Below are 26,889 nucleotides of genomic sequence, written 5' to 3' on the forward strand. Positions count from 1 at the left end.
GGGGCGGCGCACGCGGAATGATCCGCCGGCGCGCTATTCCGTCAGGACAAGGCAATCCTCGCCCTCGGCGGTCAGCAGGGCGCAAGCGGCGGCGGCGCCTTGTTCCGTGCGCGCCGAAAATCGCGCGGCGAACAGCGTTCCGATCCTGGCGACGTCCCGCATCCGATGTCCAAAACGATTGCGATGCCGCTCGGCGATCCGGGTCAATCGCGCCTGGCTGCTTTCCTTGGAGCGGTAGGCCCCGACCTGGACCCACCAACGACCCTGTCGCCGATCGAGCGAGGCGTCGCCCCGCGCGACCGGATCGGCGGGGGCCGCGGCGGCCAGGATCGAGGGCGCGGTCGCGGCGGGAGCCGGTTGCGTCGTGACACCGGCGCGGTTGGGCTCGCCGAGCAGATCGGCGACCGCGACTTCGAATCCCGCCGAACGCACCGTCAGGGTCGAGAAGCTGGCCTGGACCAGACGGTCCATGTACGCGTCGCGTGAGCGCGCCGAGCGGCCCCCCAGCACCACGGCGATGATCCTGCGGCCATCGCGCACGCCCGAGGTCAGCAGATTGTAACCCGAGGCGTTGACGAAGCCGGTCTTGAACCCATCGATGCCTGGTCGGGCCAGCAGGGCGTTGTGCCCACGGATCACCCGTCCCCGAAACAGCGTCCGCTCCTGGTCGAAAATGGCGTAGTCGTCCGGATGGTCTCGAAGGAAGGCCCGGCCGAGCAGCGCCAGATCCCGCGCCGTGCTGACGTGACTGGCGTCCGGCAAGCCCGAGGCGTTCCGGAAGCGCGTGTGCGACAGACCCAGCGCCTTGGCCTTGGCGTTCATGGCGCGCGCGAAGGCCTCTTCACTGCCGCCGAGCCGTTCGGCCAAGGCCGTGGCGATGTCGTTCGCCGACTTGACCACCAGCAGGTCCATGGCTTCGCGCACGGTCAGGCGCGCGCCCACCGGCAGGCCCATTCGCGAGGGCGGACGCGCGGCCGCCCGCCGCGAGATGGTCACCGGATCGCTGGGCTTGAGGCGGCCCGCGTCCAGGGCGTCGAACGCCAGATACAGGGTCATGACCTTGGTCAGTGACGCGGGGTAGCGCCGCGCGTCCGCATGGCGGGCATAAAGCGTCTCGCCGGTCTCGGCGTCGATGACGATCGCGGCGAACCGTTCTTGCCGGACGCTGGCGGCCATGGCCGGCGCGGCCTGAACCAGGCAGAAGCCAAGCCAGATCGCCAGGACCGCGAACGCGCGCGAGCGCTTGGTCAGGCGCTGGGTTGGGGGCGTGGAAATAGGCGGCATGAACGTGGGCGATCCGTCTGGGGACGGTCCCTGCGAGTGGCGAGTGGAAGGGACCGATCTCACGGCCGATGCGGTAAAGCGGGTCTTAACATCGAGCAAAAAAGATCGCTATGCGATGTAATTGAGGGCCCAGGTCCGGCGGCGTCGAACGCCGGGAGATCGTGCAAGGCGGCCCCCTCCCGAGACTCGTGGAGGTCGAGCCTGGCCGGGCCGCCCGTCCCGTTCAAGCCAAGCCGGCGCTAGTTGGGCGCGCCGTGCGGTCCGGCCAGTTCCGCCACCTGCCGTTCGGGCATGACGATCTTGAGGTGAGGGAAGGGGATTTCGATCCCGGCCTCGTCGAAGGCCAGCTTGATCCGCCGGTTGTACTCGCGCCCGACGTTCCATTGCTGCAGCGGCAGGGTCTTGATCCTGGCCTTCAGCACCACGCCGCTGTCGGCCAGATTGTCGACGCCGACCACTTCGATCGGCTCGAGGATCTTGTCGGCGAAATCGGGATCGGCCTTCAGGCGGGCGCCCACGCGGCGCATGATCGCCAGGGCCGCGTCCAGGTCCGAGCCGTAGGAGACCTGCAGGTCGAAGACGTAATAGGAGAAGCTCTTGGTCAGGTTATGCAGCACCTGGGCTTCGCTGTAGGGAAAGACGTGCACCGTGCCGTCGAAGTCGCGCAGGCGGATGGTGCGCAGCGTCATCTGCTCGACGAGACCGCCGCTGTCGGCGATGCGGACAATGTCGCCGACCGAGACGATGTCCTCGACGATCAGGAAAATGCCGGTCAGGAAGTCCTTGACCAGGGTCTGGGCGCCAAAACCCAGCGCGACGCCGATCACGCCGGCGCCGGCCAGCAGCGGTCCGATCTTCACCCCCAGCTCGCTCAAGGCCATCAGCGCGCCGACGATGACGATGGCGCTCTGGGCCAGACCGCGCAGCAGCGGGCTCAGCGTGGCCAGTTGCGCGCGCCGGCGCGGTTCGGCCGCGTGGTCGGCGAAGCCGTCCATGGCCCGGCCGATCGCCACGCCCGTCAGCTCGAAGGCCACGACCCCGCCGATCAGGAGCAGGCCAAGTCGCATCGCGCCGCCGAGGATCCGTGCGCCCAGCGGGGTGGCGGTCCAGCCCAGGAGGTTGAAGCTCCAGATCTCGGCGATGACGAGCACGGCGGCGACCGCCGCGAGCGCCTGGACGATCCGGCCCGCCAGGCGCGCGAGCCGGTTGCTGCGCACGGTCTTCTCGGCGTCGGGCGGGCCGGGGAGATGATGCGCGCCCAGCCGCGCCAGGCGTCTGGCCGTGCGACCCGCGGCCACGGCCAGGAACGTGACGCCGAAAGTCAGCGCCAGGTTGATCGTCCAGGCCAGGGGACTCATACCCGCGAAATGGGCGATCAGGGCCTTCAGGCCCGCCAGAATGCGTTCGCTTGCCGTCATCGGCGCGAGCTCCTTTTGCTGTGCGGGACGCCGCTGGGCGGCGAGATCGGAAGGGGCGCGAGGCCCGCCTCAGGCCGGAATCTGGCCTTGAGCCAGAGCGCCGCGAACCCGAGCGACCTGATGGTCGGGCGCGCGCCAGTCGAACGCCTGGTGGGCGTCATGGTCCGCCGGATCGAGCAGCATCGTGCGCACGCCCCAGGTGGACATCAGAGCCCTGGCCAGCTCCGGCCCCTTGCGCTCGCCCGTGGGCTGGCCGGCCAGCAGAGCCAAGGTGGGGCCGGTCTGGGCGGCCATGGCCAGGGCCATGCGCGCCGTCTGGATCGGACCGACGACGCGGATGTCGGCGTCGTAGAGGGTGGTCATGATCGCGGCGGCGTTGGCTTCGTCGTCGCAGACCAGCAGGATGGTTTCCTTGTCGTGATCCGTCATGGGAGCCCCGCTTTTCCGGGCCGAAGCGCCGGCCCGGAAATATCGTATCACGATCTGTTGTCGCGCTCGGACACTTCGGCCTGACGAAATCGTGAAGCCGGGGCGCTAGAAGGGGAAGAACAGCGGGATGACCGCCAGTCCCGTCGCCCAGGTGATCAGGTTCAGTGGCGCGCCGATCCGCACGAAGTCGAGATAACGATAGCCGCCCATCTGGTAGACGAGCACGTTGGTCTGGTAGCCGAACGGCGTGGCGAAGGCGGCGCTGGCGGCCATCATCACCGCCACCAGGAAGGGACGCGGGCTGACGCCCAGGCTTTCGGCCAGGGCGACGGCCATGGGCGTGAGCAGCACCGCCACGGCCGCGTTCGACAGCAACTCGGTCAGCAGCAAGGTCGCGCCGTAGATCAAGGCCAGGGCGTACAGCGGACCCAGCTGCCGCAGCATGCCGACCAGGGCGTTGGTGGCCAGGGCCGCCAGGCCGGTCACCTCCATCGACAGGCCAACCACGACCATGCCGGCGATCAGCAGCAGGATGTCGGGCCGAAGACCCTTATAGGCGTTCTCGACGCTGATGACCCCGGTGACCACCAGCAGCACCGCCCCGGCGAAGGCGGCCGCGGCGATCGGCAGTAGGCCAAGGGCCGCGACGCCGACGACCATCACGAACACGGCCAAGGCCGCGCCCGCGCGCAGCGGATCGAAAGGCGCATCCACCGGATAAAGCGCGGGGTCCTCGCCGGCCGGCGGGCTTCTGGCCGGGTCGGGCGGGGAGGGGGCGGTCTCGGTGTCCGCCGGTGGCGCTCCGGCCAACAGGCGCGGGCCGACCAGGACCAGATAGAGCCCGCCAACCGCGGCGATGATCAGCGCCACCGGGGTGGCCTCGAACAGGCTGAAGGCCGGCTGACCGGCGTTACGGGCCATGTCGTTGACCAGGAGGTTGGTCGAGGTGCCGATCAGGGTGCAGGCCCCGCCCAGGATCGTGGCGTAGGAAAGCGGGATCAGGAAACGCTTGGGCGACAGGCCCAGGGATCCGGCGACGTCCCGCACGACCGGAGCGCCGAGCACGACGATCGGCGTGTTGTTCAGAAAGGCGGAGGCGAGGCCGCAGAGTACGATGACGAGCCACAGGCCCGCCGATCCCAGCCGCGCGCAAAGCCTCGTCGCGCCGCGGATCAGCAGGCCCAGCAGGCCCGAAAGCTCCATCGCGTAGGCGATCACGAACAGTGACGCCAAGGCCAGGATCGCCGGGCTGGCGAAGGCCCCCTGAACCTCGACCGGCCGCACCGTGCGCGTGCCCAGCAGCAACGCGGCGCCCGCCAGGGCCACCACGTCCGAGCGCAGCCTGCCGTGAATCAGGGCGGCGACGACCGCCACGAGAACGGCCAGGGCGATGATCTGGGCGGGCGTCATGACCGGTGCGCGCGGCCGCGAGGGACGGTGCGGCGCGCGGACCGGGGCGAAGGCGGTTGCAATCTGGACCTTGTCTTCTGCTAGGCTGAAGCCATGAGCGACAATAGACAGAGGTCCCCGGACCGCAAGTTCGCCCTGATCGCGCCCGTCGTCATCGGCTTGGCGGCTCTGGTGGTGCTCGTCCTGCTGCTGACGCGGCCGCAAGAGGCGCCGCCGCCGGCGACCCCGCCGCCGGTGGTCGCGGCTCCGCCCGCGCCGCCGGCCGCCGCGACGCCCGCCCCCACGGTGGTCTCGCGGGCCGATCTCGTCCGGGCGGCGGGCAAGGCCGCCGACGCCTTCGCCGCCGGCGCGGCCGATGGCGGCAAGGATCTGGTCGGCCGGCGCTTCGCGCTGCGGCTGGCGTTCGGCTGCGGCGGTCCCGTCGCCGATCCCGGACCGGCCCAGGCCTATTATCAGTTCGATCCGGCGGCGTCGGCCCTGCGCCTGGCGGCCCGGCCGGCCATCTGGACGGACCTTCCGCTGGTGCGGGCCGTTCCCGCGCCGGCCGGCGCCGAGTCCGTCGAGGGTTTCTGGATCCCGCGACCGTGGCTGACGGGCGACGCCTGCCCCGCGCGTCGCCAGGTCGCCCCGCCCGCGACGCCCACGCCGGTCGAAGCGCCGAGCCTGGGCCTGGCCATGTTCCATGTCGCCGAAGCCTCGCGTGTCGAGCGGCGTGGCCTGCGCGCCTACGAGCATGTCATGAAGCTGCAGGCCGACGCCGTCGCCCAGGGGCGCACGTTCGTCCTGGTTCTCGAGGGCAGGATCTCCGGCTTCGGCGACGGCGCGGCGATCCATTGCTGGAGTGAGTCGGCCGAGCATCGGCCAACCTGTCTCTTCGCCGTCGATATCGATCGCGTCGCCTTCGAGGACGCCCAGGGAACGGTGCTGGCCGATTGGCCAAAATGAGCGCCTCCGAGGCGGACCCCGGCCTCTGGGTGACGGGGCTGGAGCTGGACGTGATCGTCGCCGACGCCTAGTCGCCTCGCAACACCGGCGCTGGCCGTTGTGACAAGGCGAGGCCGGCGGCGATCAGTCCGCCCAGCGTCGCCAGTCCGGTCGCGCCCGCCAGCAGCGCCAGCACGCCGCTCCAGTCGACGCTCCAGCTGGCCTCGAACACCTTGACCACCACCGGCCAGGCGGCGGCGAAGCCGAACGCGACGCCGGCCGCGCCGGCGATCAGGCCCACGGCGCCATACTCGATGACATAGGCGACCAGGATCTGGGACCGGGTGGCGCCCAGCACCTTGAGCGTCGCGGCCTCGCGCGCCCTGGCCCTGGCCCCCGCGGCGATGGCGCCGGCCAGCACCAGCAGGCCCGCCAGGCCGGCGACGGCCGCCGCGCCACGCACGGCCAGGGCCAGGCGGTCGAACAGCGCCGCCGCCGCGTCCAGCTGCTCGCGGACGCTGATCACGTTGACCCCCGGAAAGGTCTCGCCAAGCTCGCGGGTCAGGGCCGCTTCCTGGGGACGTCCGAGGCGGGCGATGGCGACGCTGCGCAGTTCGGCGTCCTCGAGGGTGGCGGGGTTGAAGATCAGGTTGAAGTTGGGACCAAAGCCGCCGAAGTCGATCTTGCGCAGCACGGCGATCCTGGCCTCGATCTCGCGGCCCAGCACCAGGACGGTGATGGTGTCGCCGACCTTCAGGTCCGCCGCCTGGGCGATCTCGGCGCTCAGCGCCACCTTGGGCGGGCCCGTGTCGTCGGCGCGCCACCAGCGGCCGGAGACCACGCCGGCGGCCTTCGGTTCCTTGGCCAGCAGCGACAGGCTCAGGTCGTTGTCGAACGCCCAGCGCTCCGACGCCTTGATGGCCTTGGTGTCGATCGGCTTGCCTTTCAAGGCGATGATCCGGCCCGTCGCGAACGGCATGCGCAGGTAGGCGTCCTCGCGCGGCGGGCCGATGACGCCGGCCACCGTGGCGTCGAAGGCGCTGGCGCGGTCGCCGGGGATCTCGGTGAAGACCATGGCCGGGGCGGTGCGCGGGGCCACGTCGCTGACCTGGGCCAGCAGCGCCGACTGGATCAGCACCACGCAGGCCAGCAGCGCGACACCAAGGCCGATGGCCGGGCTGGCGGTCCGCGCCGCCGAGCCGGGACCCGCCAGATTGGCCAGGCCCAGCTTTGCCGGGCCGCGCGTCAGACCGCGCGCCTTGCCCGCCAGCCAAGCGGCCGAGCGGCCCAGGACGGTGAGCAGGCCGAAGGCGACGGCGACACCGGCGATCATGATGGCCGCGGCCAATGGGGTCGGGGCGGTGGCCACGGCCAGGGCGGCCAGGCCGGCGCCGGCGACGACCGCGCCGATGGTCTCCAGGCCCAGGGGCGGGCGGGCCTTGGGCGCGCGTCGAAACAGGGCCGACGGCGGCGTGGCCCGGGCCCGGGCCAGCGGCGCGAGCGAGAAGGCGGCCGCCGCCAGGATCCCGAACAGCCCGGCCTTGGCCAGGGGCCACGGATAGACCTTGAACAGCGCCGGGATCGGCAGGCTGGAGCCGGCCAGCTGGCCCAGGATCAGGGGCGCGACGGCCCCCACGCTCAGGCCGATCGTGACGCCGAGCAGGGCCAGGACCCCGATCTGGATCAGGTGCAGGTCGCGGATCAGGCCGCTCTGGGCGCCCAGGGCCTTGAGCACGGCGATGGCGGGCTCACGCGTCGACAGATAGGCCGAGACGGCGCCCGCGACGCCCAGGCCGCCGGCCACCAGCGACGCCAGGCCGATGAAGCCCAGGAAGTATTCCAGCTGGTCGATCAGCCGCCGCGCGCCGGGGGCGCTGTCCAGGCGGTCGCGGACCCGCAGGTGGGACTCCGGCAGCGCCGCCTGCACGGCCTTGCCGATGGCGCGAGGGTCCTGGCTGGGCGCCAGCGCCACGCGCACGGCCCGACCGGACAAACCGCCAGGGGCGAGAAGGCCCGAACGCTCCAGCACCTCGCGGCGGACCAGGACACGCGGGGCCATCGAGAAGCCGCGCGACAGGCCGTCGGGCTCGCTGATCAGGCGCGCGCGCACGACCAGGGTCATGGGCCCGGCCTCGAACCGGTCGCCGATCTTCAGGTGCAGGCGATCCAGCAGCGCCGGCTCGACCGCCGCGCCGGGCAGGCCATCGCGATCGGCGAGGGCGGCGGCGAGGTTCGGCGCGCCTTCCAGCGTCACCGTCCCGGCCAGGGGGAAGCGCGCGTCGACGCCGCGCAGACTGACCAGGCGGCGGTCGCCGCTGGGGGCTTGAGCCATCGCGCGCGCCACGGCGGCGTAGGTGGTGACGCCCAGCTTGTCGAAGGCGGCGCGCTCCTTGTCGGTGAAGTCGCGGTTCTCGACCGAGAACGACAGGTCTCCGCCCAGGATCTCACGCGCCTGGCTGGCCAGGCCCTGGCGGAAAGCCTCGGCCGTCGAGCCGGCGGCGGCGATGGCGGCGACGCCCAGGGCCAGGCAGGCCAGGAAGATGCGAAAGCCGCGCACGCCCGAGCGCAGCTCGCGGGCGGCCAGGCGGAAGGCGAGGGGCCAGGAAACGCGCGGAGTGCTCACGAGGCGATGCGCCCGTCGGCCATCCGCACGATGCGGTCGGCGCGCGTGGCCAGGCTGGGGTCGTGAGTGACCATGACCAGGGCGGCCCCGACCTCGGCGACGAGGTTGAACATCAGGTCCGCCACCGACGCGGCGGTCGCGCCATCGAGATTGCCGGTCGGCTCGTCGGCGAACAGCAGGGCCGGCCGCGCGGCGAGGGCCCGGGCCAGGGCGACGCGCTGCTGCTCCCCGCCCGACAGCTGGTGCGGATAGTGGGTCAGGCGCGCGGAGAGGCCCACCCGGCCCAGCCAGTCGCGGGCGGTGGGCAGGGCGTCGCGGGTCGCCGCGATCTCCAGCGGCGTGGCGACGTTCTCCTCGGCGGTCATGTTGGGCAGCAGGTGGAAGGACTGGAACACCAGCGCCGCCCGGCCGCGTCGCAGGCGCGCCCGGCCGTCCTCGTTCAGCCTGGACAGGTCCTGGCCGAACAGGCGCACGCTCCCGGCGGTCGGCTCTTCCAGTCCCGCCCCCACCGCGATCAGTGACGACTTGCCCGAGCCCGACGGCCCGACCACGGCCACCCGCTCGCCGGCGTTCACGACCAGGTCGACGCCGCGCAGGATGTTCACGGGTCCGGCGGAGGAGGGCAGGGTCAGGGCGACGGCGTCTAGAACCAGGGGCGAGGCGTCGTCGATCATGGTGTTTCCCGCGAGGCCGGTCCTTGTTCGGCCGGCAGCCTGACTACATAGGAAGGCATGAGCCAGACCGCACAGCGTTTTCCCAGTCGTCGCCGAATTTTGCTGGGCCTGGGCCTGCTGACCCAGATCGCCGCGGCGCCCAAGCCCCAGATCGTCACCGTCTTGGGCGATTCGATCACGGCCGGCCTGGGCCTGCCGGCGCGCGACGCCATGCCGGCCCAACTTCAGGCGGCGCTGGGCAAGCTTGGCGTCTCGGCCGTGGTCCGGGCGGCGGGCGTCTCGGGCGACACCAGTGGCGGCGGGCTGGCGCGGGTCGGTTTCAGCGTCGCTGCCGACACCCGGGTGTGCGTGGTGGCGCTGGGCGGCAACGACCTGCTGCAAGGGATCGAGCCGGCCCAGACCCGGGCCAACCTGCGTGGCGTCCTCCAGAAGCTGAAGGCGCGCGGCATCGGGGCGGTGCTGGTGGGCGTCGGCGCGCCGCCCACCATCGGAGCGTCCTACGCCCGCGAGTTCAACGCGATCTATCCCGGCCTGGCGCGCGAGTTCTCCGTACCGCTCTACGCCAACATCCTGGCCGGGGTCGGCGGCGCGCCAGCCCTGATGCAGCGGGATGGCGTCCATCCCAACGCCGGCGGGGCCAAGAGGATCGGCGAGGCCCTGGCGCCGATCGTGGCCAAGGCGTTGCGAGCCCGCGCTGGCCGACCCTAGACGCCAGCGCTTTGTTCGGCTTGCGCCACGAGCCACGACATAAAGGTGTCCGCCGCTTCCGAAAGCGGGACGGCGGCCTTGGTCAGCACATAGAACTGATTTCTGGAAGCGACCCGTTCTTCAGAGAGCAAACGCAAGTCGCCGCGTCGCAGAAGTCCGTCGATCAGCGAGGTGTGCCCGATCATGAAGCCGCGCCCTTGCAGGGTCGCTTCGACGGCCATCGAATACAGTGAAAAGGTCTGGGTGATCATGCTGGCGGGCCTGGTCCGTCCGGTAAGGCCTAGCCAATCGCCAAAGTCGTGTTCCCAGTACGTATCCAGGATCAGGGGGGCGCCCACTGGCAGGCCGTGCTCGTCCAGAGTCGACGTCTCGATCAGCGACGGGGCCGCGACCGGAACCAGCTGGTCGAACAGCAGCGCCCGATGCTCGCAACCCGGAAACGGCGGCTTGCCGTAGCGGATGGCGAGATCGAAGTTCGAGGTGCGCAGATCGACCACGGCGGCGTCCGCCCAGATCTCGACCGAGGTATTGGTGTGCAGGGCGTGGAAATCCTCCATGCGCGGCCCAAGCCACAGCTGCGCCAACGCCGGAAGGATCGTGACCCGCACCGAGCGCGCGCTGCCGGGCGTGGTCAGTTCCCGCGTGGCGACCGCGATCTGCTCCAAGGCCGGGCGTACCCGTTGGGCGTACCGGCGGCCGGCTTCGGTCAATTTCACGCCCCGCGGATAGCGCTGGAACAGGTCGACACCGAGGTAGGCCTCGAGCCCCTTGATCCGCTGGCTGACCGCGCCCGGCGTCACCCCCAGGCGCGTCGCGGCCAGGGCGAAGCTCTCGGTCGCCGCCGTCGCCGCGAAGACCCGCAGCCAGTCCAGGTTCGGCAGATCGCGTTGCACCAGAATTTCTAAGCCTCAGGCTTCGGATTAGTCATTTGCGCCACAAGACCGCCTTCGGCCTTATCAACTCAGACGCCGTAGCCGGGTGAGCCATGCAGACCATCGATAAGCCGCGTTCCGCAAGTAGCAATAGTTTGTCTGCGGCTTCAGCGCTGACGATGGACGATCTGGCCGGCAACCTCATCCGTTATGGCGGCGCTTTCCTGCCGTGCCTGATCGAGCGGGCGGCGGGATCATACGTCCATGATCAGAACGGCAGGGCTCTGCTGGATTTCACCTCGGGCCAGATGAGCGCCATCCTGGGCCACGCCCATCCGGAGATCGTCGCCGCCATGAAGGCGGCGGCCGACGAGCCGGTCCACCTGTTCTCGGGTTTCCTGTCGTCGCCGGTCGTCAAGCTGTCCGAGGTTCTGGCCGACCTGCTCGGCCCCCAATTGACCAAGTCGATCCTGCTCAGCACCGGCGCGGAGTCGAACGAGGCCGCGCTGCGCCTGGCCAAGCTCTACACGGGCAAGCACGAGATCGTCGCCTTCGACCTGGCCTGGCACGGCATGACCGGCGCGACCTTCCCGACCACATTCTCGGCCAGTCGGCGCGGCTATGGGCCATCCATGCCCGGTGTCATGGCCCTGCCGACGCCCTACGTCTATCGGCGTCCCGACTGGGCGGGAGATGGGTTCGAGCTCGACATGCTGGACTACGCGTTCGGCTTGATCGACCGCCAGAGCGTCGGCTCGCTGGCGGCGGTGATCGTCGAGCCGATCCTCAGTTCGGGCGGCCTGATCGAACCGCCGCCGGGCTATCTGCGACGGCTGCACGAGAAGTGCCGCGAGCGCGAGATGCTGCTGATCGTCGACGAGGCCCAGACGGGCCTTGGCCGCACCGGCGCGATGTTCGCCTGCGAGCATCACGGCGTCACGCCCGATATCATCACCCTGTCCAAGACCCTGGGCGCGGGCCTGCCGTTGGCGGCGACGGTCACTTCGGCCGAGATCGAGCAGCGCTGCCACGAGCGCGGCTTTCTTTTCTACACGACCCACGTGTCCGATCCCTTTCCGGCGCGCATCGGGTTGAAGGCCATCGAGATCATCCTCCGCGACCAGCTGACCGCGCACGCCGGGGCGATGGGCGTCAGGCTCAATCGCGCGCTGCTCGACCTCCAACAGCGCCACGCGTGCATTGGCGACGTGCGGGGCAGGGGCCTGCTGGCCGGGATCGAGTTCGTGAGGGATCGGGTGACCAAGGCGCCGGCGCCCCGTTTCGGCGCGGCCGTCTCGCGGCGGTGCTTCGAGCTCGGGCTGTGCGTCAACATCGTTCAATTGCCCGGCATGGGCGGGGTGATGCGCATGGCGCCGCCGCTGACGATCTCGCCGGAAGACCTCGAGCTGGGCGTCGAGATCATCGGCGAGGCGATCGGCGACTGCCTGGCGGCTGGATTGCTGGACCGCGACTGAGAGCTCCGATCCTCACGCCTGAAGGAAGCCGATCATGATCAAGACCTCGCTCGTCGCGCTGTCGTTCTGCCTGACCCTGTCGCCGGCCCTGGCCCAGTCGGTCGACCCGGTGGTCAAGCCGGGCGGCGACGTCGTGAAGGTCTTCACGCCGCCGATGGCGGGCGCCGACTTCGAGCGTCGGGAGGTGATGATCCCGATGCGTGATGGCGTGAAGCTCTACACCGTCATCATGATCCCCAAGGGGGCGGCGAACGCGCCGATCGTCCTGACACGCACGCCCTACAACGCCGCCGCGCGGTCGCGGAGAACGCCCAGCGTCTCGATGGTCCAGGCCATGGCCCTGGAGGACGAGGACTTCGTCAAGGCCGGCTATATCCGGGTCTGGCAGGACGTCCGCGGCAAGTACGGCTCGGAGGGCGAATACGTCGTCACCCGACCGATGATCGGACCTCTGAACACGACCAATGTCGATCATGGAACCGACGCCTACGACACGATCGAGTGGTTGGTGAACAAGGCCAACCTGTCGCGGTCCAACGGCCGGGTGGGCATGATCGGATCGTCGTACGAGGGCACGACCACGGTGATGGCCCTTCTGCATCCGCATCCCGCCCTCAAGGTGGCGGCGCCCGAGAGTCCGCTGATCGACGGCTGGATGGGCGACGACTGGTTCCACCATGGGGCCTTCCGCCAGGTGATGATGGACTACATCACCCAGCAGACCGGCTCGAAGACCATCGCGGGCAACCCGCCGCACGGCGGCTATGACGACTACGACAATTTCCGCGACGCCGGCTCGGCCGGCGCCTGGGCCAGGCGGACCGGCATCGACCAGCTGCCGTTCTGGAAGCGCCTGTCCGAGCACCCGACCTATGACGCGGTCTGGCGGGGCATGGCGTTGGACCGGTTGATCGCCGCCAATCCGTCCGACATCCCGACCCTGTGGGAGCAGGGTCTCTGGGACCAGGAGGACATCTATGGCGCGGTGATCAGCTGGGAGCTGCTGAAGGCGGCCGGCAAGATGGGCAACAACCATCTGGTCCTGGGTCCCTGGCGGCACAGCCAGGTGAACCGGACGGGGCGCGAGACGGGCGTCTTCAAGTGGGACGGCGACACGGTCGTCGAGTACCGCCGGAAGATGGTGATGCCGCTGTTCAACCAGCACCTGAAGGATGGCCCGCCGGCCAATCTGCCGGCGGCGGCCGTCTACAACACCGGCGAGGACCGCTGGGACAGGCTGGCCGACTGGCCGTTGGCCTGCGAGACGGGCTGCGCCGCGACCCTGACCCCGATCCATCTGAGCGCCGGCGGCGCCTTGAGCTTCTCGCCCGTCGCCAAAGGCGGGGACAGCTATGTGTCCGATCCCAACAAGCCCGTGCCGTTCCTGCCCCGCCCGATCGACATGGACGAGTTCAAGGCGCCGTGGGCCAACTGGCTGCTGAGCGACCAGCGGGCCTCGGACGGACGGCCCGACGTGATGACCTACCAGACCGAGGTGCTGACCGAGGCGGTGCGGGTGTCGGGCGCGCCGATCGCCGATCTCTTCGCCCGCACCACGGGCTCCGACGGCGACTTCGTCGTCAAGGTCATCGACGTCTTCCCGCCGGAAAACGCCACCGAACCCGCCATGGGCGGCTACCAGCTGGCGATCAGCCTCGACATCTTCCGAGGCCGTTATCGCGACAGTTTCGAAAAGCCGTCACCGATCCCGGCGGGCCAGGTGCAGCGCTACAAGTTCCGGCTGCCGACCGTGAACCACGTCTTCCAGCCGGGGCACCGGATCATGGTGCAGGTGCAGTCCAGCCTTTTCCCGGTCTATGATCGCAATCCACAGACCTATGTCCCCAACATCTTCTTCGCCGAGAAGGCCGACTACAAGGTCGCGACCATCACGCTGGAGCGCGGCGGCGCCACGCCCAGTCGGGTCTGGCTGCCGATCGTGCCGGTCGATCAATCCCAGGCGATGGCGCGCTGAGGGGGCGCCCCCGCTCTCGCGACGGCACGGCTGGCCTGCTATCTTCGATGTCGATGAATTGTAAGCGCTCGACCCGAGGGCCAGTTCAGGCGACTCGCCTGGATCCGTGGCTCGGGCGGCGTGGCGAGAAGACAAAAAAGACCAATGACTTCAATCACCACCGTCGGCGTCGACGCCGACGACACCCTCTGGCACTGCGAGAGCAAGTTCCGTCTTTCGCACGCGCGATTCCTGGACCTGCTGTCCGACCACGGCGATCCCGAGAAGATCGAGAGCCAGCTGCTGGCCGTCGAGAAGCGGAACCTGCGGGTCTATGGCTACGGGGCCAAGGGCTTCACCCTGTCGATGATCGAGACGGCGCTGGAGGTCACCGACGGCGCGGTCGACACCCGCGTGATCCGCGAGATCCTGGCCGTGGGCCGCGAGATGCTGACCGAGCCGATCGAGCCGCTGCCCGGTGTCGAGAAGGCGCTGTCGGACCTGTCGGACCGCTACCGACTGATCCTGATCACCAAGGGCGACCTGCTGCACCAGGAACAGAAGCTGGCCTCGTCGGGGCTGGGCGACTTCTTCGTGGCCGTCGAGATCGTGTCCGAGAAGGACGCCGACACCTACCGCCGGGTCTTCGACCGCTATGGCACGGGGGCCGAGCAGGCGGTGATGGCTGGCAACTCGATGCGCTCGGACATCCTGCCGGCGCTGGAGGCCGGCTGCTGGAGCGCCCTGATCCCGTACCCGCTGGTCTGGTCGCACGAGGCCGCCGAGGCGCCGGTGGGGCATGAGCGGTATGTCGAGCTGGGGAGCATCAGCGAGCTGCCGGCGTGGGTGGACGGTCTGAAGGGCTAGCGCTTGCCCAGCTTCGCCACCCAATCCCGCGCCGGGCGCTCGAAGCCGATCAGCGACAGATACGCGATCGGGAACAGGGCCATGATCCACACCAGGCACCACAGGCGCATGGCGTCGCCGTTCAGCCCCCACATCCCGAACCCCACCCAGTTCAGCGCGATCTTCAGCGCGATCGGGTGCAGCAGGTAGAGGCTGAAGGACAGCTGCGCCCACGGGGCCATGGCCCTGCTGACCCCGCCTTGCACGCCGGCCGCGTCGGCCGCGACGCCGGCCAGGCCGAGGGCGTAGATCACCAGCAGCAGGCTCGTCCGTGAGGCCCCCATCCCAGAGGCGACGACGAACACCGCCAGCAGGCCCCACATCACGAAGCGGGCGTACGGCAGCTTCCCGAGCTGGTCGCGCAGCTGGAAGGCCAGCATGCCCAGCATGAAGCCCGGCACGGCGCGCGCGACGCCGAAGTCGTAGGTCCACTGCGAGAAGGTCTCGCCGGTGCGTGAGATCCAGAGGAGCAGGGCGAGGCTGCCGATCGCCGTGGCGGCGGTGGCCCACGCGCCCCTGGCGGTGATCCAGAAGAGCAGGGGCAGGGCGATGTAGAGTCCCATCTCGGCGCTGATCGCCCAGCTGACGAAGTTCCAGGTCTGGGCCTTGCACGTCCCCCAGGCGTGGATGAACAGCACGTTCCGTGGGATGCAGCCCACGTCATAGCGCGAGGGATCGCGCTCGTTCAGCACGCCGGCCCAACCGAGCGCGGCGATGACGACGAACACCAGCATCGTCGCCCAGTGCAGTGGCCCCAGCCGCGCCACGCGCTTCTGCAGGAAGTCGCGGTACTTGGCGAAGGTCGTCAGCCGGCCGGTATAGATCGCCGCCATCACATAGCCGGAGATCAGGAAGAACAGGTCCACGATCAGGCTGAAGCTCTTGATCGTGTCGTCGGCCAGCTGCCAGCGGCCGTCCAGATTGATGAACCGGTTGAAGTGGAACACCACGATCATCACGGCTCCGACGATCCGCAGGGCGTCCAGGTGCAGCATCTGGTCGGAGTCGGGCTTCAGCGGGGGCAGGCGCATGGGCAAGCTGTGCCACGTTGCGCCGTACACGTCACCGTCTTCAGGCCGCGGTTCGCCACGCGCCCGGCGCGCGGCCGGTCAGCGCTTTGACGTCCCGGGTCATGTGGGCCTGGTCGCTGAAGCCGACGTCCGTCGCGATGGCCGCCAGGGCGTCGGTCGTCCCGGTGATCAGGCCCCAGGCCCGCCGCGCCCGGGCCTCGACCCGGTAGCGCGAGGGCGCTACGCCATAGGCCTGGCGGAACCAGCGGAAGGCGGTCTCGCGGGTCACGCCGTGCTCGCGGGCCCAGGCCTCGACGCCAAGGTCGGGCAAGTCGGACAAGGCGGCGGCCATCAGGTCCGGCGCGTCGTCCAGGGCCGCGCGGCCGGGGGTCCAAGTGTCGGTCAGGAGCGCCGTGGCGGCGAGCGGATCGCGCTCGGCCAGGCGGACCAGGGTGTCGGGATCGGCGAGGTGGGCGATAGCGAAGGTGGGCGTGGTGGCCAACGGCAGGTTCAGCACGACGGCGCGACGACCCGGCGCCGGATTCCAGTGGGCGCTGAAGGCGGCGTGGACCAGAACGTCTCCGGCCTCGACGCGATAGCGGCCGCGTTCGCCGGCCTCCTCGTAACCGCCATCGAGCACCACGGCCGCGTAGGGCGCGGCGTGCAGGTGGCGGGGGATGGCGTCTGGGGCGAGGGTGTGCCGGAGGGGCGGGTGCATTGGGCGAACGTAGTGCGCCGAAAGCATCGCGCCAGTTAAACCGCTGTCATCCCTCTCCCCTTGCGGGAGAGGGGGAAACTTTAAATCGCCACCCGCTTGGCGATGGCGCTGCGCCGCGCCTTGGTCTCCTGCTGCGCCCGCTGGACCGCCTCGGTCTCGGTCGCGTGCAGCAGGTGGTCGATCACCCGCTCCAGGTGGTCGCGCATCGCCTGCCGCGCCGCGGCCGGATCGCGGGCCTTCAGCGCGTCCACCACCCGGCGGTGCTCGACGATCCGCGGCTCCAGTCCCATGCCGCGCGCGCGGGTCAGGATGTTCCGCGCCAGGGGCGAGCGGTTGCGCCAGTCCCAGAGGTTCTCGATCGTGGCGATGATCGCGCCGTTGCCGGTGGCGCGGGCGATGATCATGTGGAAGTCGCGGTCGGCGTCCTCGCCCCGGATCTCCTCCTCCTGGTGCATCCGCAGCAGCAGGCCTTCCAGCTCGGCGATCTGCTCGTCGCTGATCGAGGTGGCGGCCAGGGCGGCGGCCTCGCCCTCGAACAGGCGGCGGGCCTCGATCAGCTCGAAGGCGCCGATCTCGAAGTCGATGTCGGCGCTGGGCGCGGCGGGGCGGACATTGCCGGTGACATAGATGCCCAGGCCGTGGCGGGCCTCGATCATGCCCAGCATTTCCAGGGCGATCATCGCCTCGCGCAGGGTCGGACGCGAGACCCCGAACTGTTCGGCCAGTTCGCGCTCGGTCGGCAGGCGGTCGCCCAGCTTGTACTGCCCCGACTCGATGGCGTCGGCCACGGTGTCGGCGATCTTGCGGTAGAGCTTGACGTTGTCTGACATGGTCGGCGGGAGCTCAAGAGACGCGTGGGGCCCACAGGGGCCGTCGTCGGAATCCGTGATTCACTATCACGGAGACCGGCCCGATTTGTCCTACTTTCTCGCGCTTCCTGACGAAGGGTCAGATCACCAGTCGTGCATCGAGCCGTCCAGGCGACGGGCGACCGGCAAATAGGCGCGTTGGTAGGGATATTTGGCGGCCAGGTCCTCGTCGATGTCGACGCCCAGGCCCGGCGCCTCGCCCGGGTGCAGCATGCCGTCCTTGAAGCCGTAGGCATGCGGGAACACCGCGTCGGTCTCGGGCGTGTGGCGCATATATTCCTGGATGCCGAAATTGGGGATCGACAGGTCGAAATGCAGGGCCGCGCCCATGCAGACCGGCGACAGGTCGGTGGCCCCATGGCAGCCGGTGCGCACGTGATAGAGGTCGGCGAAGCTGGCCAGTTTCTTCAGGTGGGTGATCCCGCCGGCGTGCACGACGGTGGCGCGGATATAGTCGATCAGCTGTTCCTCGATCAGCTGCTTGCAGTCCCAGACCGAGTTGAAGATCTCGCCCACGGCCAGTGGCGTCGTGGTGTGCTGGCGGATGATGCGGAAGCTGGCCTGGTTCTCGGCCGGGGTGGCGTCCTCCATCCAGAACAGCCGGTAGGGCTCCAGGTCCTTGCCCAGGCGCGCGGCCTCGATCGGGGTCAGGCGGTGGTGGACGTCGTGCAGCAGGTGCAGGTCGTCGCCCAGGGCCGCGCGGGCCGCCTCGAACAGGGCCGGGGCGCTGCGCAGGTAGCGCTCCGTGGACCAGACGGTCTCCTTGGGCAGGTCGCTGTCGGCCGGCTCGTAGAAGAAACGGTCCTTGGAGACGCCGTAAGCGCCCTTCATCCCGGGGACGCCCGTCTGCAGACGGATGGCCTTGTAGCCCTGGCCGGCATAGTGCTTGGCGTTCTCGATCGTCTCCTCGATCGTCTCGCCGTTGGCGTGGCCGTAGACCATCACCCCCGTGCGGCAGGCGCCGCCCAGGAGTTGATACACGGGCAGGCCGGCGATCTTGCCCTTGATGTCCCACAGCGCCATGTCGACCGCGGCGATGGCGGCCATGGTCACCGGACCCCGGCGCCAATAGGCCCCGCGATACAGGAACTGCCAGATGTCCTCGATCTGGTGGGCGTCGCGGCCGATCAGGCAGGGGATGACGTGCTGGGTCAGATAGGCCTCGACCGCCAGCTCGCGGCCGTTCAGCGTGGCGTCGCCGATGCCGTACACCCCCTCGTCGGTCACGATCTTCAGGGTGACGAAGTTACGCCCCGGACACGTGACGATGGTCTTGGCGGCGATGATCTTGGGCATTAGGGACGCTTTGCTGGCGGTTCTGGGCTTGTAACCTGCGGGCGGGTCGAAAGACCGAGGACGCGCCAAAGCCGAGGGCGCGCGACGTCCATCTTCCTCCCTGCTTATCGGTTTACCGCTACCATAAGGCTTGTCAACCCAGTGGTCTGACCACTACAGAAGGGTGACCCGACCTTTGAGATCGGGGACCATAAGCATAATTATCCGTCTTCCCGGCGAAAGCCGGGACCCAGATCGTAAGGCTGTGAAGCGCCAGGATGGCTCAAGCTCAGGCTGGATCTGGGCCCCGGCTTTCGCCGGGGAAACGGAGTTGGGTTAGGGAGTGAAGATGCGTCTGTTGGCCCTCGCCGCCGTGTTGCTGTTCATCGCGGCCCCCGCCGCGCGAGCCGAGGACGGCTATGACCTGTGGCTGCGCTACAAGCCGGTCGAGGCCAGCGCGAAGGCGTCCTACGCCGCTCGGGCCGCCGCCATCGCGCCCGTCTCCGACACCCCGACGCTGAAGGTCGCCCGCGCCGAGTTGGAGCGTGGCCTCACCGGCCTGGTCGGCAAGCCCGCCAGCGCCGCCGCCGGGTCCCGCGACGGGGTCATCCAGCTGACGGTCTCGCCGCAGAAGGACCTGGGCGACGAGGGCTACCGCATCCGCACCACGGCGGTGAACGGCAAGACGACCACGGTCATCGCCGCGTCCAAGGACATCGGCGTGCTGTACGGCGTGTTCCGTTACCTGGAACTGCTCCAGACCCGCCAGAGCGTCGAAAGCCTCGACATCGCCAGCTCGCCCAAGATCAAGCTGCGCATGCTGAACCACTGGGACAACCTGAACCGCACGGTCGAGCGCGGTTATTCGGGCCAGTCGATCTTCGACTGGTGGCGGCTGCCCGGCCATGTCGATCCGCGCATGGTCGACTACGCCCGCGCCAACGCCTCGATCGGCATCAACGGGACGGTGCTGAACAACGTCAACGCCAAGGCCGACAGCCTGACGCCGGCCTATATCGCCAAGGCCGCCGCCCTGGCCGACACGTTCCGGCCCTACGGCATCCGGGTCTATCTGTCGGCCCGCTGGTCGGCCCCGGTCGAGCTGGGCGGCCTCAAGACCGCCGACCCGCTGGACCCGGCCGTCGCCGCCTTCTGGAAGGCGAAAGCGGACGAGATCTACAAGGCCATTCCCGACTTCGGCGGCTTCCTGGTGAAGGCCAATTCCGAAGGCCAGCCCGGCCCGCAGGACTATGGCCGCACCCATGTCGACGGGGCCAACATGCTGGCCGACGCGGTGGGTAACCGCGGCGTCGTGATCTGGCGCGCCTTCGTCTATTCGCACGAGCAGCCCGACGACCGCGCCAAGCAGGGCTACAACGAGTTCAAGCCGTTCGACGGCCAGTTCCGCGACAACGTGGTCATCCAGGTCAAGAACGGCGCGATCGACTTCCAGCCGCGCGAGCCGTTCCACCCGCTGTTCGGGGCCATGCCGAAGTCGAACCTCGGCATGGAGTTCCAGATCACCAAGGAATATCTCGGGTTCTCCACGCACCTCGTCTACCTGGGCCCGATGTACGAGGAGACCCTGCGCGCCGACACGATGGCCAAGGGCAAGGGCTCGACGGTCGCCAAGGTGATCGACGGCCAGCTGGACGGCCGCGAGCTGACGGTGATGGCGGGCGTGGCCAATATCGGCAGCGATCGCAATTGGTCGGGCTCGCAGTTCGACCAGGCCAACTGGTACGTCTTCGGCCGCCTGGCCTGGGATCCGGAGGCCTCGACGCGCGACATCGCGACCGACTGGGCGAAGATGACCTTCAGCAATGACCCGCGCTTCGTGAAGCCGGTCGTGGACATGATGATGGGCTCGCGCGAGGCGGCGGTGGACTACATGACCCCGTTGGGCCTGCACCACCAGATGGGCCGCAGCCATCACTACGGTCCCGGCCCCTGGGTGGCCGGCGGCGAACGCGCCGATTGGACCAGCGTCTACTACGCCAAGGCCGGGCCGGACGGCCTGGGCTTCGACCGCACGCCGAGCGGCAGCAACGCCACGGCCCAGTACGCGCCGGCGGTGGGCGCCTGTTTCGCCGACCTGAAGTGCGTCGACGAGAAGGACCTGCTGTGGTTCCACCACCTGCCCTGGGATTACCGCCTGAAGTCGGGCGACACGCTGTGGGATGGCCTGGTGAAGCACTACGGCCGGGGCGTGAAATACGTGGACGGCATGGAGACGACCTGGGCGGGCCTGGCGCCGTACGTCGACCCGCAACGCCACGCCGAGGTCACCGACTATCTCAAGATCCAGCGCGACGAAGCCCAATGGTGGCGGGACGCCTCGGTGGCCTGGTTCGGCAGCTTCGCCAAGCGTCCCCTGCCGGCGGGCGAGAAGGCGCCGCCGAAGTCGCTGGAAGACTACGAGGCGATGCAGTTCCCCTACGCGCCGGGCATCTAGCCAACCGTGTCATCCCGGATATCGCCCGCGGCGTTTCCGGGATGGCGCCGATCCATCGGCGGGCGCCCTTCAGCCCGCCATCGCGTCGCAGTTCTCCCGGATGAACGCCATATGCCCGGGCATCACCTCCGCCGACTTGGCGATCACCGACTTGATCTCGGCCATCCGCGCCCGGAACAGTCCCTCGTCCATGGGATCGGCCATCGGGTCCCAGCTCTCGGGCATGACGCCCTGGCCGATGAACACCGCGAACCACGAGGTGTCATTGAACAGCTCCTCGTTCTCGCGGAACACCCGGCCTGAACCCCGGAAAAGTTCGATCTTGTCGGCCAGATAGTCCGGGATCGGCATCTCGCGCAGATAGTCCCAGTACGGTGTGTCGTTTCGGGTCGTGGCCTTGAAGTGAAGAATGAGAAAATCCCGGATCTTCTCGTACTCGAAGGTCATGGTGCGGTTGTAGCGGTCGATGTCGGCCTGGAAGAACCGGCGGTCGGGGAAGTGGGCCATCAGGCGCGAGATGCCGACCTGGATCAGGTGGATCGACTGGCTCTCCAGCGGCTCCATGAAGCCCGCCGACAGGCCGATGGCGACCACGTTCTTGTCCCAGCTTTTCTTGCGGCGGCCGGCGGTGAAACGCAGGAAGTTCGGATCGGCCAGGGGTTCGCCGTCGAGGTTCCCCAGCAGATCGGCCAGGGCCTCGTCGTCGCTGACATGGGCGCTGGAATAGGCGTAGCCGTTGCCCAGCCGGTGCTGCAGCGGGATGCGCCACTGCCAGCCGTGCGGCCGGGCCGTCGCCCGCGTCACCGGGGCCAGCGAGCCGCCCAGCGTACACGGCATGGCCACGGCGCGATCGTTCAGCAGCCAATGCGACCAGTCCTCGTAGCCGGCCTTCAGGGTCTGCTCGATCAGCAAGGCGCGGAAGCCCGAGCAGTCGATGAACAGGTCGCCCTCGACGACCTGGCCGCTCTCCAGGGTGACCGAGGTGACGAAGCCGCTCGTACCGTCCTGCCGCACCGAGGCGATCTTGCCCTCCTGGCGCGCGACGCCGCGCGCCTCGGCGTACTCGCGCAGGAACCTGGCGTAGAGCCCGGCGTCGAACTGGAAGGCGTAGGCGATCTGGCCCAGCGGTGAGTTGGCCTGGCCGTTGGGGCGCATGAACTTCGACTGGCGCGAGGCCACCGTCTGCAGGCTGTAGTCGCCGAGGTCCGGCGCGATGCCCAAGGCGTGGGCCTTCAGCCAATAGGCGTGGAACGACACCCCCTCCATGTCGACGCCGTAGGGGCCGAACGGGTGGTGGTAGCCGTGGCCGATTTCCTTCCAGTCGACGAAGTCGATGCCCAGCTTGAACGTCGCCTTGGTCTTCCTGACGAACTCGTTCTCGTCCAGGCCCAGCATACGGTTGAAGATGTTGATCTGGGGGATCGTCGACTCGCCGACGCCCACCGTGCCGATGGCCTCGGACTCGACCAGGGTGACCTTCGTGTAGCCGTCCTTCAGGAAGCGCCCCAGGGCGGCGGCGGTCATCCAGCCGGCGGTGCCGCCGCCGACGATGACGACGCGGCGCAGGCGGTGGTTCTGGGTCATTTCGCGAATTCCGGAGCGGCGCAGTAGCGGGCGATGAAGGCTTCGTGGGTGGGCATGGACTCGGCCGTGCGGCGGATCAGGCCGGCCAGCCGCTCCATCTGCGCCCGGACGAAGGCCTCGTCATACTGGTCGACCAGCGGGTCGTGGCGCCGCGGCGTCACGCCCTGGCCCAGCAGCACGGCGATCCAGCTGGCCTCGGCGAACAGGTCGTAGTCCGACTGGAACAGGCGTCCGGAGCCGCGGAACAGCTCGATCTTGCGCTTGAGGTCGGCCGGGATCTCCATCTCGCGCAGCTGCTTCCAGTACGGCTCGTCGCGCTGATTGGCGTGGAAGTGCAGGATGATGAAATCGCGGATCAGCTCGACCTGCTGGATGGTCAGGCGGTTGTACTCGGCGATCTCGACCGGGTCGAAGCCGCGGTCGGGGAAGAGGGCCAAGAGCTTGGTGATCCCGGCCTGGATTAGGTGGATGCTGGTGCTCTCCAGCGGTTCCAGGAAACCCGACGACAGGCCTATGGCCACGACGTTCTTGTTCCAGATCTGCTTGCGCCGGCCGGGGCGGAACCGGATGAAATTCGGTTCGGCCAGCGCCTCGCCGTCCAAGGTGGCGCGCAGGCGGGCCAGCGCGTCCTCGTCGCTGATATGCCGGCTGGAATAGACGTAGCCGTTGCCGGTGCGGTGCTGCAGCGGGATGCGCCAGCGCCAGCCGGCCGTGTCGGCCGTGGCGCGGGTATAGGGGGTGAGGCCGTCGCCGCCGGTCGCGCAGGGCAGGGCCACGGCGCGGTCATTGGCCAGCCAGTGGCCCCAGTCCTCGAAGCCGGTCTTCAGGGTCTGCTCGATCAAGAGCGCGCGGAAGCCGGTGCAGTCCACGAACAGGTCCGCTTCCAGCACCCGGCCGTCCTCCAGGGTGACGCCGGTGACGAAGCCGGTCTCGCCATGCTGCTCGACGCTGCCGACCTTGCCCTCGACGCGGGTGACGCCGCGCTTCTCGGCATAGCCGCGCAGGTACTTGGCGTAGAGGCCGGCGTCGAAGTGGAAGGCGTACTTCAGCGCCGACATTACCTGGCCCGGATCCTTGGACGGCAGGGCGAAGCGGCCCAGGTTCACCGCCGTGGCCGGCAGATTGTAGTCGTCGATCGGCTGGGCCCAGCCCTCGTGCAGGCCGCGCAGCCAGAACTGGTGGAACTTCAGCGCCTCGATATCCAGGCCGAAATTGCCGAACGGGTGCTGGTAGCGGTGGCCCTTGTGCTTCCAGTCGACGAACTCGATGGCCAGCTTGAAGCTGCCCTTCGTGGCCCGCATGAACTCGGCTTCGTCGATGCCGAGGATCTGGTTGAAAGTGGTGATCGGCGGGATCGTCGCCTCGCCCACGCCGACCGTGGCGATGGCGTCGGACTCGACGAGGGTGATTTCGACGCCCTTGGTGTCGAGCACCTTGGACAGCGCGGCCGCCGTCATCCAGCCGGCGGTGCCGCCGCCGACGATCAGGACCTTGCGGATGGGGTTGGTCATCGCGCTTCTCCTCCCCCGTTGGGGGAGGTGGCCCGGAGGGCCGGAGGGGGCAGCTCCGCATAGGCCGGCGACGCCCCCTCGGTCGCTCCGCGACAGCTTCCCCGCTGGGGGAGCATATTCAGTTCACGCACGCGGCATCCCCTCGGCAGTCCGTTCGATCACGGTTCGCATCCGCCCCAGCATCTCCCGCATCTGGCCTAGCGGAACACGTTCCACCAACGGATCCCAGCGCTTCGGCGTGATCCCCCGCGCCAGCATCGCATGCACCCAAGCCTGCTCCGGCCAGGTCTCCTCGTCGTAGCTCACCACCCGGCCCCGGCTTTCGAACTGGGCGATCTTCCAGGCGAGTTCTTCCGGCGGGTTCGAAAGATCCCCCCAGCGCAGGATCGCCATGTCCCGCGCCCGTTCGACGGCCAGGGCGGTCAGGCGGTTGAACTCCGCCGCCGCCGCGGGGGTGGTCGGCAACAGCGCGACCAGGCGCGAGGCGGTGGTCTGCAGCAGGTGCAGGTCGCCGCCGTCGGCCGCGCCGATCGAGGCCAGCGCCCCGCCGACCGCCACGACGTTTCCCGTCACGGCCTGGGCCCGCCGGCCGGCCTTCAGCGGCGCGTCGTGGGCGAAGGTCGCGACCCTGCCCTCGACGTCGGTCAGCCGCGCGCCCGTCGGCAGCCAGGCGCTCCAGTCGATCCCATCGCCGGCCTCGCCCGAGGCGTCGACCACGAGGTCCGCATTGGGGCGGCCGTCGACCTGTTTGGCGCCGGCCTTGAGGGCCACGGCCTTCAATGTCTCCGCATACTCGACGGCGTCCAGCAGCAGGCCATGATCCAGGGTCGAGAGCGGCGAGCGCGGATCGGCGCTCCTCGGCGCGAAACGACCCCGCGCGGCGGCCTGGGCGGTCAGGCTCCAGGCCTCCAGCGTCGCGCCCTCGCCATCGGCCTTCGCGCGCAGCCAGTAGTGATGGAAGGCCAAGCCTTCCAGCATGGCGCCCGTGTCGCCAAACGGCTCGACGCTCGCGCCGTGGTGCAGACCCAGCAGCGGCGTCCCGACCTCGATGCCTAGTCTTGTGTGCAGGCCACGCAACGCCGGTAGGGCGACCAGTTGGCCTGCCGCCGGCGCAGCGGTTTCAACCACCGAGACCTCGGCCGTCCCCCGGGCCGCCGTCGCCAGCACGGCGGCGGTCATCCAGGCGTCGACACCGCTTCCGACGATCAGGATCCTCATGCGGAGATCCTCGCGTCGGCCACCGAGCGCAGATAGGCCTCATGCCGCGGCATCGCCTCGACCGTCCGGGCCACGGCGGCCTTCAGCGCGGCCAACACACGGGCCGACTCGGCGGCGGGGATGGCCTCGACCATCGGGTCATAGCCATCGGGCGTGATGTTCTGACCCAGATAGACCGCCAGCCACGAGGGCTCCTTGAAGAAGCCGTCCTTGTAGGCCGCCACCACGCCGCGCTCGCGCCACAGGGCGATCTTTTCGGCCAGGCTGTGGGGGATCGGCGCGGCGGCGCGGTCGCGCCAGAAGTCGGAATCGTCCCTCTGGTTGGCGTGGTAGTGCAGGGTCAGGAAATCGCGGATCCGCTCGAACTCCAGGTCCATGACCCGGTTGTACTCGTCCTGGTCGGCGGAATCGAAACCCCGGTGCGGAAAGAGCTCCAGCAGGGTGCTGATCGCCACCTGGATTAGGTGGATGCTGGTGCTTTCCAGCGGCTCCAGGAAACCCGACGACAGGCCGATGGCCACGACGTTCTTGAACCACTGCCTCTTGCGCCGGCCGGTGACGAACCGCAGGAAGCGCGGATCGGCCTGGGCCTCGCCGTCCAGCTTCTCGAGCAGCACGCGAGCGGCCTCGTCGTCGCTGATGTAGCTGGAGCAGTAGACATAGCCGTTGCCCACGCGGTGCTGCAGCGGGATGCGCCAGCGCCAGCCGGCCTGGTCGGAGGTGGCGCGGGTCAGGGGCGTGGCGGGCTCGACCGAGGCGCACGGCACGGCGGCGGCGCGGTCGCAGGGCAGCCACGGGGTCCAGTCTTCATAGCCGGCCTTCAGGGTCTGCTCGATCAGCAGGCCCCGGAAGCCGGAGCAGTCGATGAACAGGTCGCCCTCGATCGCCTGGCCGCTCTCCAGCGTCACGCCGGTGACGAACCCGTCCTCGGGACGCTGCTGGACGCTGGCGATCTTGCCCTCGGTGCGGGTGACGCCGCGCGCTTCCGAATAGGCCCGCAGGTACAGCGCATAGAGCGCCGCATCGAACTGGTAGGCGTAGTTGAAGGTCGAGCCCAGCGAGCGCGGGTCGGGGGAGGGCGGCACGAACTTGCTGGCGAAGCCGGCCATGATCGGCAGGCTGTAGGCGGTGATGGCGTCGGCCTCGCCCCGCGCGTGGGCCCGCAGCCAGTGCTGGTGGAACGGCACGCCGCCGATCGGATGGCCGAACGCCCCGAACGGATGGACGTACCGCTCGCCCTTCTTGCCCCAGTCGCGGAACTCGATGCCCAGCTTGTAGGTCGCCTGGGTCTTCTTCATGAAGTCGGCCTCGTCGAGGCCCAGGCGCGCATTATAGTTGCGGATCTGCGGGACCGTGGCCTCGCCGACCCCGACGGTGCCGATCTCGGCCGACTCGACCAGGGCGATCTCGATGGGCAGGCCCTTGAGCATCGCGGCCAGGCCTGCGGCGGTCATCCAGCCGGCCGTGCCGCCGCCGACGATGACGATCTTGCGGATGGGAGCTGGGGTCATGCGTGAACCCTACCCATCTTGGGGTCTGTTGCGACCCCCGCGCGGACGTTTTCGCCCGTCA

The 26,889-nt window shown here is 69.3% G+C and carries 21 protein-coding genes; 6 read left to right on the forward strand and 15 right to left on the reverse strand.

Annotated features, from left to right (window positions below):
• Positions 1-33 precede the first annotated feature (33 nt).
• The 4 genes from ACW173_RS12760 to ACW173_RS12775 form a co-directional block, all read right to left on the reverse strand.
• Complete coding sequence (locus tag ACW173_RS12760; RefSeq protein ID WP_492080386.1) at positions 34-1,284, reverse strand: D-alanyl-D-alanine carboxypeptidase family protein; 1,251 nt, start codon at positions 1,282-1,284, stop codon at positions 34-36.
• Positions 1,285-1,523: 239 nt separating this feature from the next.
• On the reverse strand, positions 1,524-2,702 hold the full coding sequence (locus tag ACW173_RS12765; protein ID WP_492080387.1) for a mechanosensitive ion channel family protein: 1,179 nt from the start codon (positions 2,700-2,702) through the stop codon (positions 1,524-1,526).
• A gap of 69 nt (positions 2,703-2,771) precedes the next feature.
• Positions 2,772-3,131 (reverse strand): hypothetical protein, encoded by a 360-nt coding sequence (locus ACW173_RS12770; protein WP_492080388.1) that lies wholly within the window; start codon positions 3,129-3,131, stop codon positions 2,772-2,774.
• A 105-nt stretch (positions 3,132-3,236) separates the two neighbouring features.
• Complete coding sequence (locus ACW173_RS12775; RefSeq protein ID WP_492080389.1) at positions 3,237-4,541, reverse strand: SLC13 family permease; 1,305 nt, start codon at positions 4,539-4,541, stop codon at positions 3,237-3,239.
• A 93-nt stretch (positions 4,542-4,634) separates the two neighbouring features.
• On the opposite strand from ACW173_RS12775, the gene ACW173_RS12780 reads away from it, so the two are divergent.
• Positions 4,635-5,486 carry a hypothetical protein gene (locus tag ACW173_RS12780; RefSeq protein ID WP_492080390.1) on the forward strand — a complete coding sequence of 284 codons (852 nt, stop codon included), beginning with the start codon at positions 4,635-4,637 and terminating at the stop codon, positions 5,484-5,486.
• A 67-nt stretch (positions 5,487-5,553) separates the two neighbouring features.
• Here the strand turns inward: ACW173_RS12780 and ACW173_RS12785 are convergent, their stop codons facing one another.
• A complete protein-coding gene (locus ACW173_RS12785; RefSeq protein ID WP_492080391.1) occupies positions 5,554-8,088 on the reverse strand; it encodes an ABC transporter permease in 2,535 nt (844 codons plus the stop codon).
• Positions 8,085-8,762 (reverse strand): ABC transporter ATP-binding protein, encoded by a 678-nt coding sequence (locus tag ACW173_RS12790; protein ID WP_492080392.1) that lies wholly within the window; start codon positions 8,760-8,762, stop codon positions 8,085-8,087. The genes ACW173_RS12785 and ACW173_RS12790 overlap by 4 nt, the downstream gene beginning before the upstream one ends.
• A gap of 57 nt (positions 8,763-8,819) precedes the next feature.
• On the opposite strand from ACW173_RS12790, the gene ACW173_RS12795 reads away from it, so the two are divergent.
• Positions 8,820-9,470, forward strand: coding sequence for an arylesterase (locus tag ACW173_RS12795; protein WP_492080393.1), 651 nt, complete (start codon positions 8,820-8,822; stop codon positions 9,468-9,470).
• Here the strand turns inward: ACW173_RS12795 and ACW173_RS12800 are convergent.
• On the reverse strand, positions 9,467-10,363 hold the full coding sequence (locus ACW173_RS12800) for a LysR substrate-binding domain-containing protein (RefSeq protein WP_492080394.1): 897 nt from the start codon (positions 10,361-10,363) through the stop codon (positions 9,467-9,469). The two genes, ACW173_RS12795 and ACW173_RS12800, sit on opposite strands and share 4 nt — an antisense overlap.
• Positions 10,364-10,521: 158 nt before the next feature.
• Here ACW173_RS12800 and ACW173_RS12805 point away from each other — a divergent pair, with 158 nt between their 5' ends.
• The 3 genes from ACW173_RS12805 to ACW173_RS12815 all read left to right on the forward strand — a co-directional run bounded on the left by ACW173_RS12805 (position 10,522) and on the right by ACW173_RS12815 (position 14,638).
• Positions 10,522-11,817, forward strand: a complete 1,296-nt coding sequence (locus ACW173_RS12805) for an aspartate aminotransferase family protein (RefSeq protein ID WP_492080395.1) — start codon at positions 10,522-10,524, stop codon at positions 11,815-11,817.
• Positions 11,818-11,851: 34 nt separating this feature from the next.
• Entirely contained in the window at positions 11,852-13,792 is a 1,941-nt protein-coding gene (locus ACW173_RS12810) for a CocE/NonD family hydrolase (RefSeq protein ID WP_492080396.1), read from the forward strand.
• 144 nt (positions 13,793-13,936) lie between these two features.
• Positions 13,937-14,638 (forward strand): HAD family hydrolase, encoded by a 702-nt coding sequence (locus ACW173_RS12815; protein ID WP_492080397.1) that lies wholly within the window; start codon positions 13,937-13,939, stop codon positions 14,636-14,638.
• Here the strand turns inward: ACW173_RS12815 and ACW173_RS12820 are convergent.
• The 4 genes from ACW173_RS12820 to manD form a co-directional block, all read right to left on the reverse strand.
• The gene (locus tag ACW173_RS12820; protein ID WP_492085988.1) at positions 14,635-15,708 is read right to left on the reverse strand and encodes an acyltransferase family protein; all 1,074 of its coding nucleotides are present in this window, start codon (positions 15,706-15,708) and stop codon (positions 14,635-14,637) included. The genes ACW173_RS12815 and ACW173_RS12820 overlap by 4 nt on opposite strands.
• Before the next feature lie 40 nt (positions 15,709-15,748).
• Positions 15,749-16,405, reverse strand: a complete 657-nt coding sequence (locus tag ACW173_RS12825; protein ID WP_492080398.1) for a helix-turn-helix domain-containing protein — start codon at positions 16,403-16,405, stop codon at positions 15,749-15,751.
• Positions 16,406-16,485: 80 nt separating this feature from the next.
• Positions 16,486-17,235, reverse strand: a complete 750-nt coding sequence (locus ACW173_RS12830; RefSeq protein WP_492080399.1) for a FadR/GntR family transcriptional regulator — start codon at positions 17,233-17,235, stop codon at positions 16,486-16,488.
• 123 nt (positions 17,236-17,358) lie between these two features.
• Complete coding sequence (gene manD / locus ACW173_RS12835; protein ID WP_492080400.1) at positions 17,359-18,570, reverse strand: D-mannonate dehydratase ManD; 1,212 nt, start codon at positions 18,568-18,570, stop codon at positions 17,359-17,361.
• A gap of 328 nt (positions 18,571-18,898) precedes the next feature.
• Between manD and ACW173_RS12840 the strand changes: the two genes are divergently transcribed.
• Positions 18,899-21,004: an alpha-glucuronidase family glycosyl hydrolase gene (locus ACW173_RS12840; RefSeq protein WP_492080401.1), complete on the forward strand. Its 2,106-nt coding sequence runs from the start codon at positions 18,899-18,901 to the stop codon at positions 21,002-21,004.
• A gap of 69 nt (positions 21,005-21,073) precedes the next feature.
• On the opposite strand, the gene ACW173_RS12845 is transcribed toward ACW173_RS12840, so the two are convergent.
• The 4 genes from ACW173_RS12845 to ACW173_RS12860 form a co-directional block, all read right to left on the reverse strand.
• Entirely contained in the window at positions 21,074-22,588 is a 1,515-nt protein-coding gene (locus tag ACW173_RS12845; RefSeq protein WP_492080402.1) for a tryptophan halogenase family protein, read from the reverse strand.
• The gene (locus ACW173_RS12850) at positions 22,585-24,099 is read right to left on the reverse strand and encodes a tryptophan halogenase family protein (RefSeq protein WP_492080403.1); all 1,515 of its coding nucleotides are present in this window, start codon (positions 24,097-24,099) and stop codon (positions 22,585-22,587) included. The genes ACW173_RS12845 and ACW173_RS12850 overlap by 4 nt, the downstream gene beginning before the upstream one ends.
• A gap of 123 nt (positions 24,100-24,222) precedes the next feature.
• Positions 24,223-25,317 carry a tryptophan 7-halogenase gene (locus ACW173_RS12855; protein ID WP_492080404.1) on the reverse strand — a complete coding sequence of 365 codons (1,095 nt, stop codon included), beginning with the start codon at positions 25,315-25,317 and terminating at the stop codon, positions 24,223-24,225.
• Positions 25,314-26,828, reverse strand: coding sequence for a tryptophan halogenase family protein (locus tag ACW173_RS12860; RefSeq protein WP_492080405.1), 1,515 nt, complete (start codon positions 26,826-26,828; stop codon positions 25,314-25,316). Before ACW173_RS12860 ends, ACW173_RS12855 begins: the two co-directional genes overlap by 4 nt.
• Positions 26,829-26,889: the final 61 nt, after the last annotated feature.

This window comes from Caulobacter sp. ALps2 (genome assembly GCF_058681635.1).

Excerpts from the sequence above, each read along its gene's own strand:
- ACW173_RS12815 (WP_492080397.1), top strand. The coding sequence starts at position 13,937 with ATGACTTCAATCACCACCGTCGGCGTCGACGCCGACGACACCCTCTGG.
- ACW173_RS12860 (WP_492080405.1), bottom strand. The coding sequence starts at position 26,828 with ATGACCCCAGCTCCCATCCGCAAGATCGTCATCGTCGGCGGCGGCACG.
- ACW173_RS12840 (WP_492080401.1), top strand. The coding sequence starts at position 18,899 with ATGCGTCTGTTGGCCCTCGCCGCCGTGTTGCTGTTCATCGCGGCCCCC.
- ACW173_RS12855 (WP_492080404.1), bottom strand. The coding sequence starts at position 25,317 with ATGAGGATCCTGATCGTCGGAAGCGGTGTCGACGCCTGGATGACCGCC.
- ACW173_RS12850 (WP_492080403.1), bottom strand. The coding sequence starts at position 24,099 with ATGACCAACCCCATCCGCAAGGTCCTGATCGTCGGCGGCGGCACCGCC.
- ACW173_RS12760 (WP_492080386.1), bottom strand. The coding sequence starts at position 1,284 with ATGCCGCCTATTTCCACGCCCCCAACCCAGCGCCTGACCAAGCGCTCG.
- ACW173_RS12810 (WP_492080396.1), top strand. The coding sequence starts at position 11,852 with ATGATCAAGACCTCGCTCGTCGCGCTGTCGTTCTGCCTGACCCTGTCG.
- ACW173_RS12770 (WP_492080388.1), bottom strand. The coding sequence starts at position 3,131 with ATGACGGATCACGACAAGGAAACCATCCTGCTGGTCTGCGACGACGAA.
- ACW173_RS12805 (WP_492080395.1), top strand. The coding sequence starts at position 10,522 with ATGGACGATCTGGCCGGCAACCTCATCCGTTATGGCGGCGCTTTCCTG.
- ACW173_RS12795 (WP_492080393.1), top strand. The coding sequence starts at position 8,820 with ATGAGCCAGACCGCACAGCGTTTTCCCAGTCGTCGCCGAATTTTGCTG.
- ACW173_RS12790 (WP_492080392.1), bottom strand. The coding sequence starts at position 8,762 with ATGATCGACGACGCCTCGCCCCTGGTTCTAGACGCCGTCGCCCTGACC.
- ACW173_RS12830 (WP_492080399.1), bottom strand. The coding sequence starts at position 17,235 with ATGTCAGACAACGTCAAGCTCTACCGCAAGATCGCCGACACCGTGGCC.
- manD (WP_492080400.1), bottom strand. The coding sequence starts at position 18,570 with ATGCCCAAGATCATCGCCGCCAAGACCATCGTCACGTGTCCGGGGCGT.
- ACW173_RS12845 (WP_492080402.1), bottom strand. The coding sequence starts at position 22,588 with ATGACCCAGAACCACCGCCTGCGCCGCGTCGTCATCGTCGGCGGCGGC.
- ACW173_RS12775 (WP_492080389.1), bottom strand. The coding sequence starts at position 4,541 with ATGACGCCCGCCCAGATCATCGCCCTGGCCGTTCTCGTGGCGGTCGTC.
- ACW173_RS12780 (WP_492080390.1), top strand. The coding sequence starts at position 4,635 with ATGAGCGACAATAGACAGAGGTCCCCGGACCGCAAGTTCGCCCTGATC.
- ACW173_RS12765 (WP_492080387.1), bottom strand. The coding sequence starts at position 2,702 with ATGACGGCAAGCGAACGCATTCTGGCGGGCCTGAAGGCCCTGATCGCC.
- ACW173_RS12820 (WP_492085988.1), bottom strand. The coding sequence starts at position 15,708 with ATGCGCCTGCCCCCGCTGAAGCCCGACTCCGACCAGATGCTGCACCTG.
- ACW173_RS12825 (WP_492080398.1), bottom strand. The coding sequence starts at position 16,405 with ATGCACCCGCCCCTCCGGCACACCCTCGCCCCAGACGCCATCCCCCGC.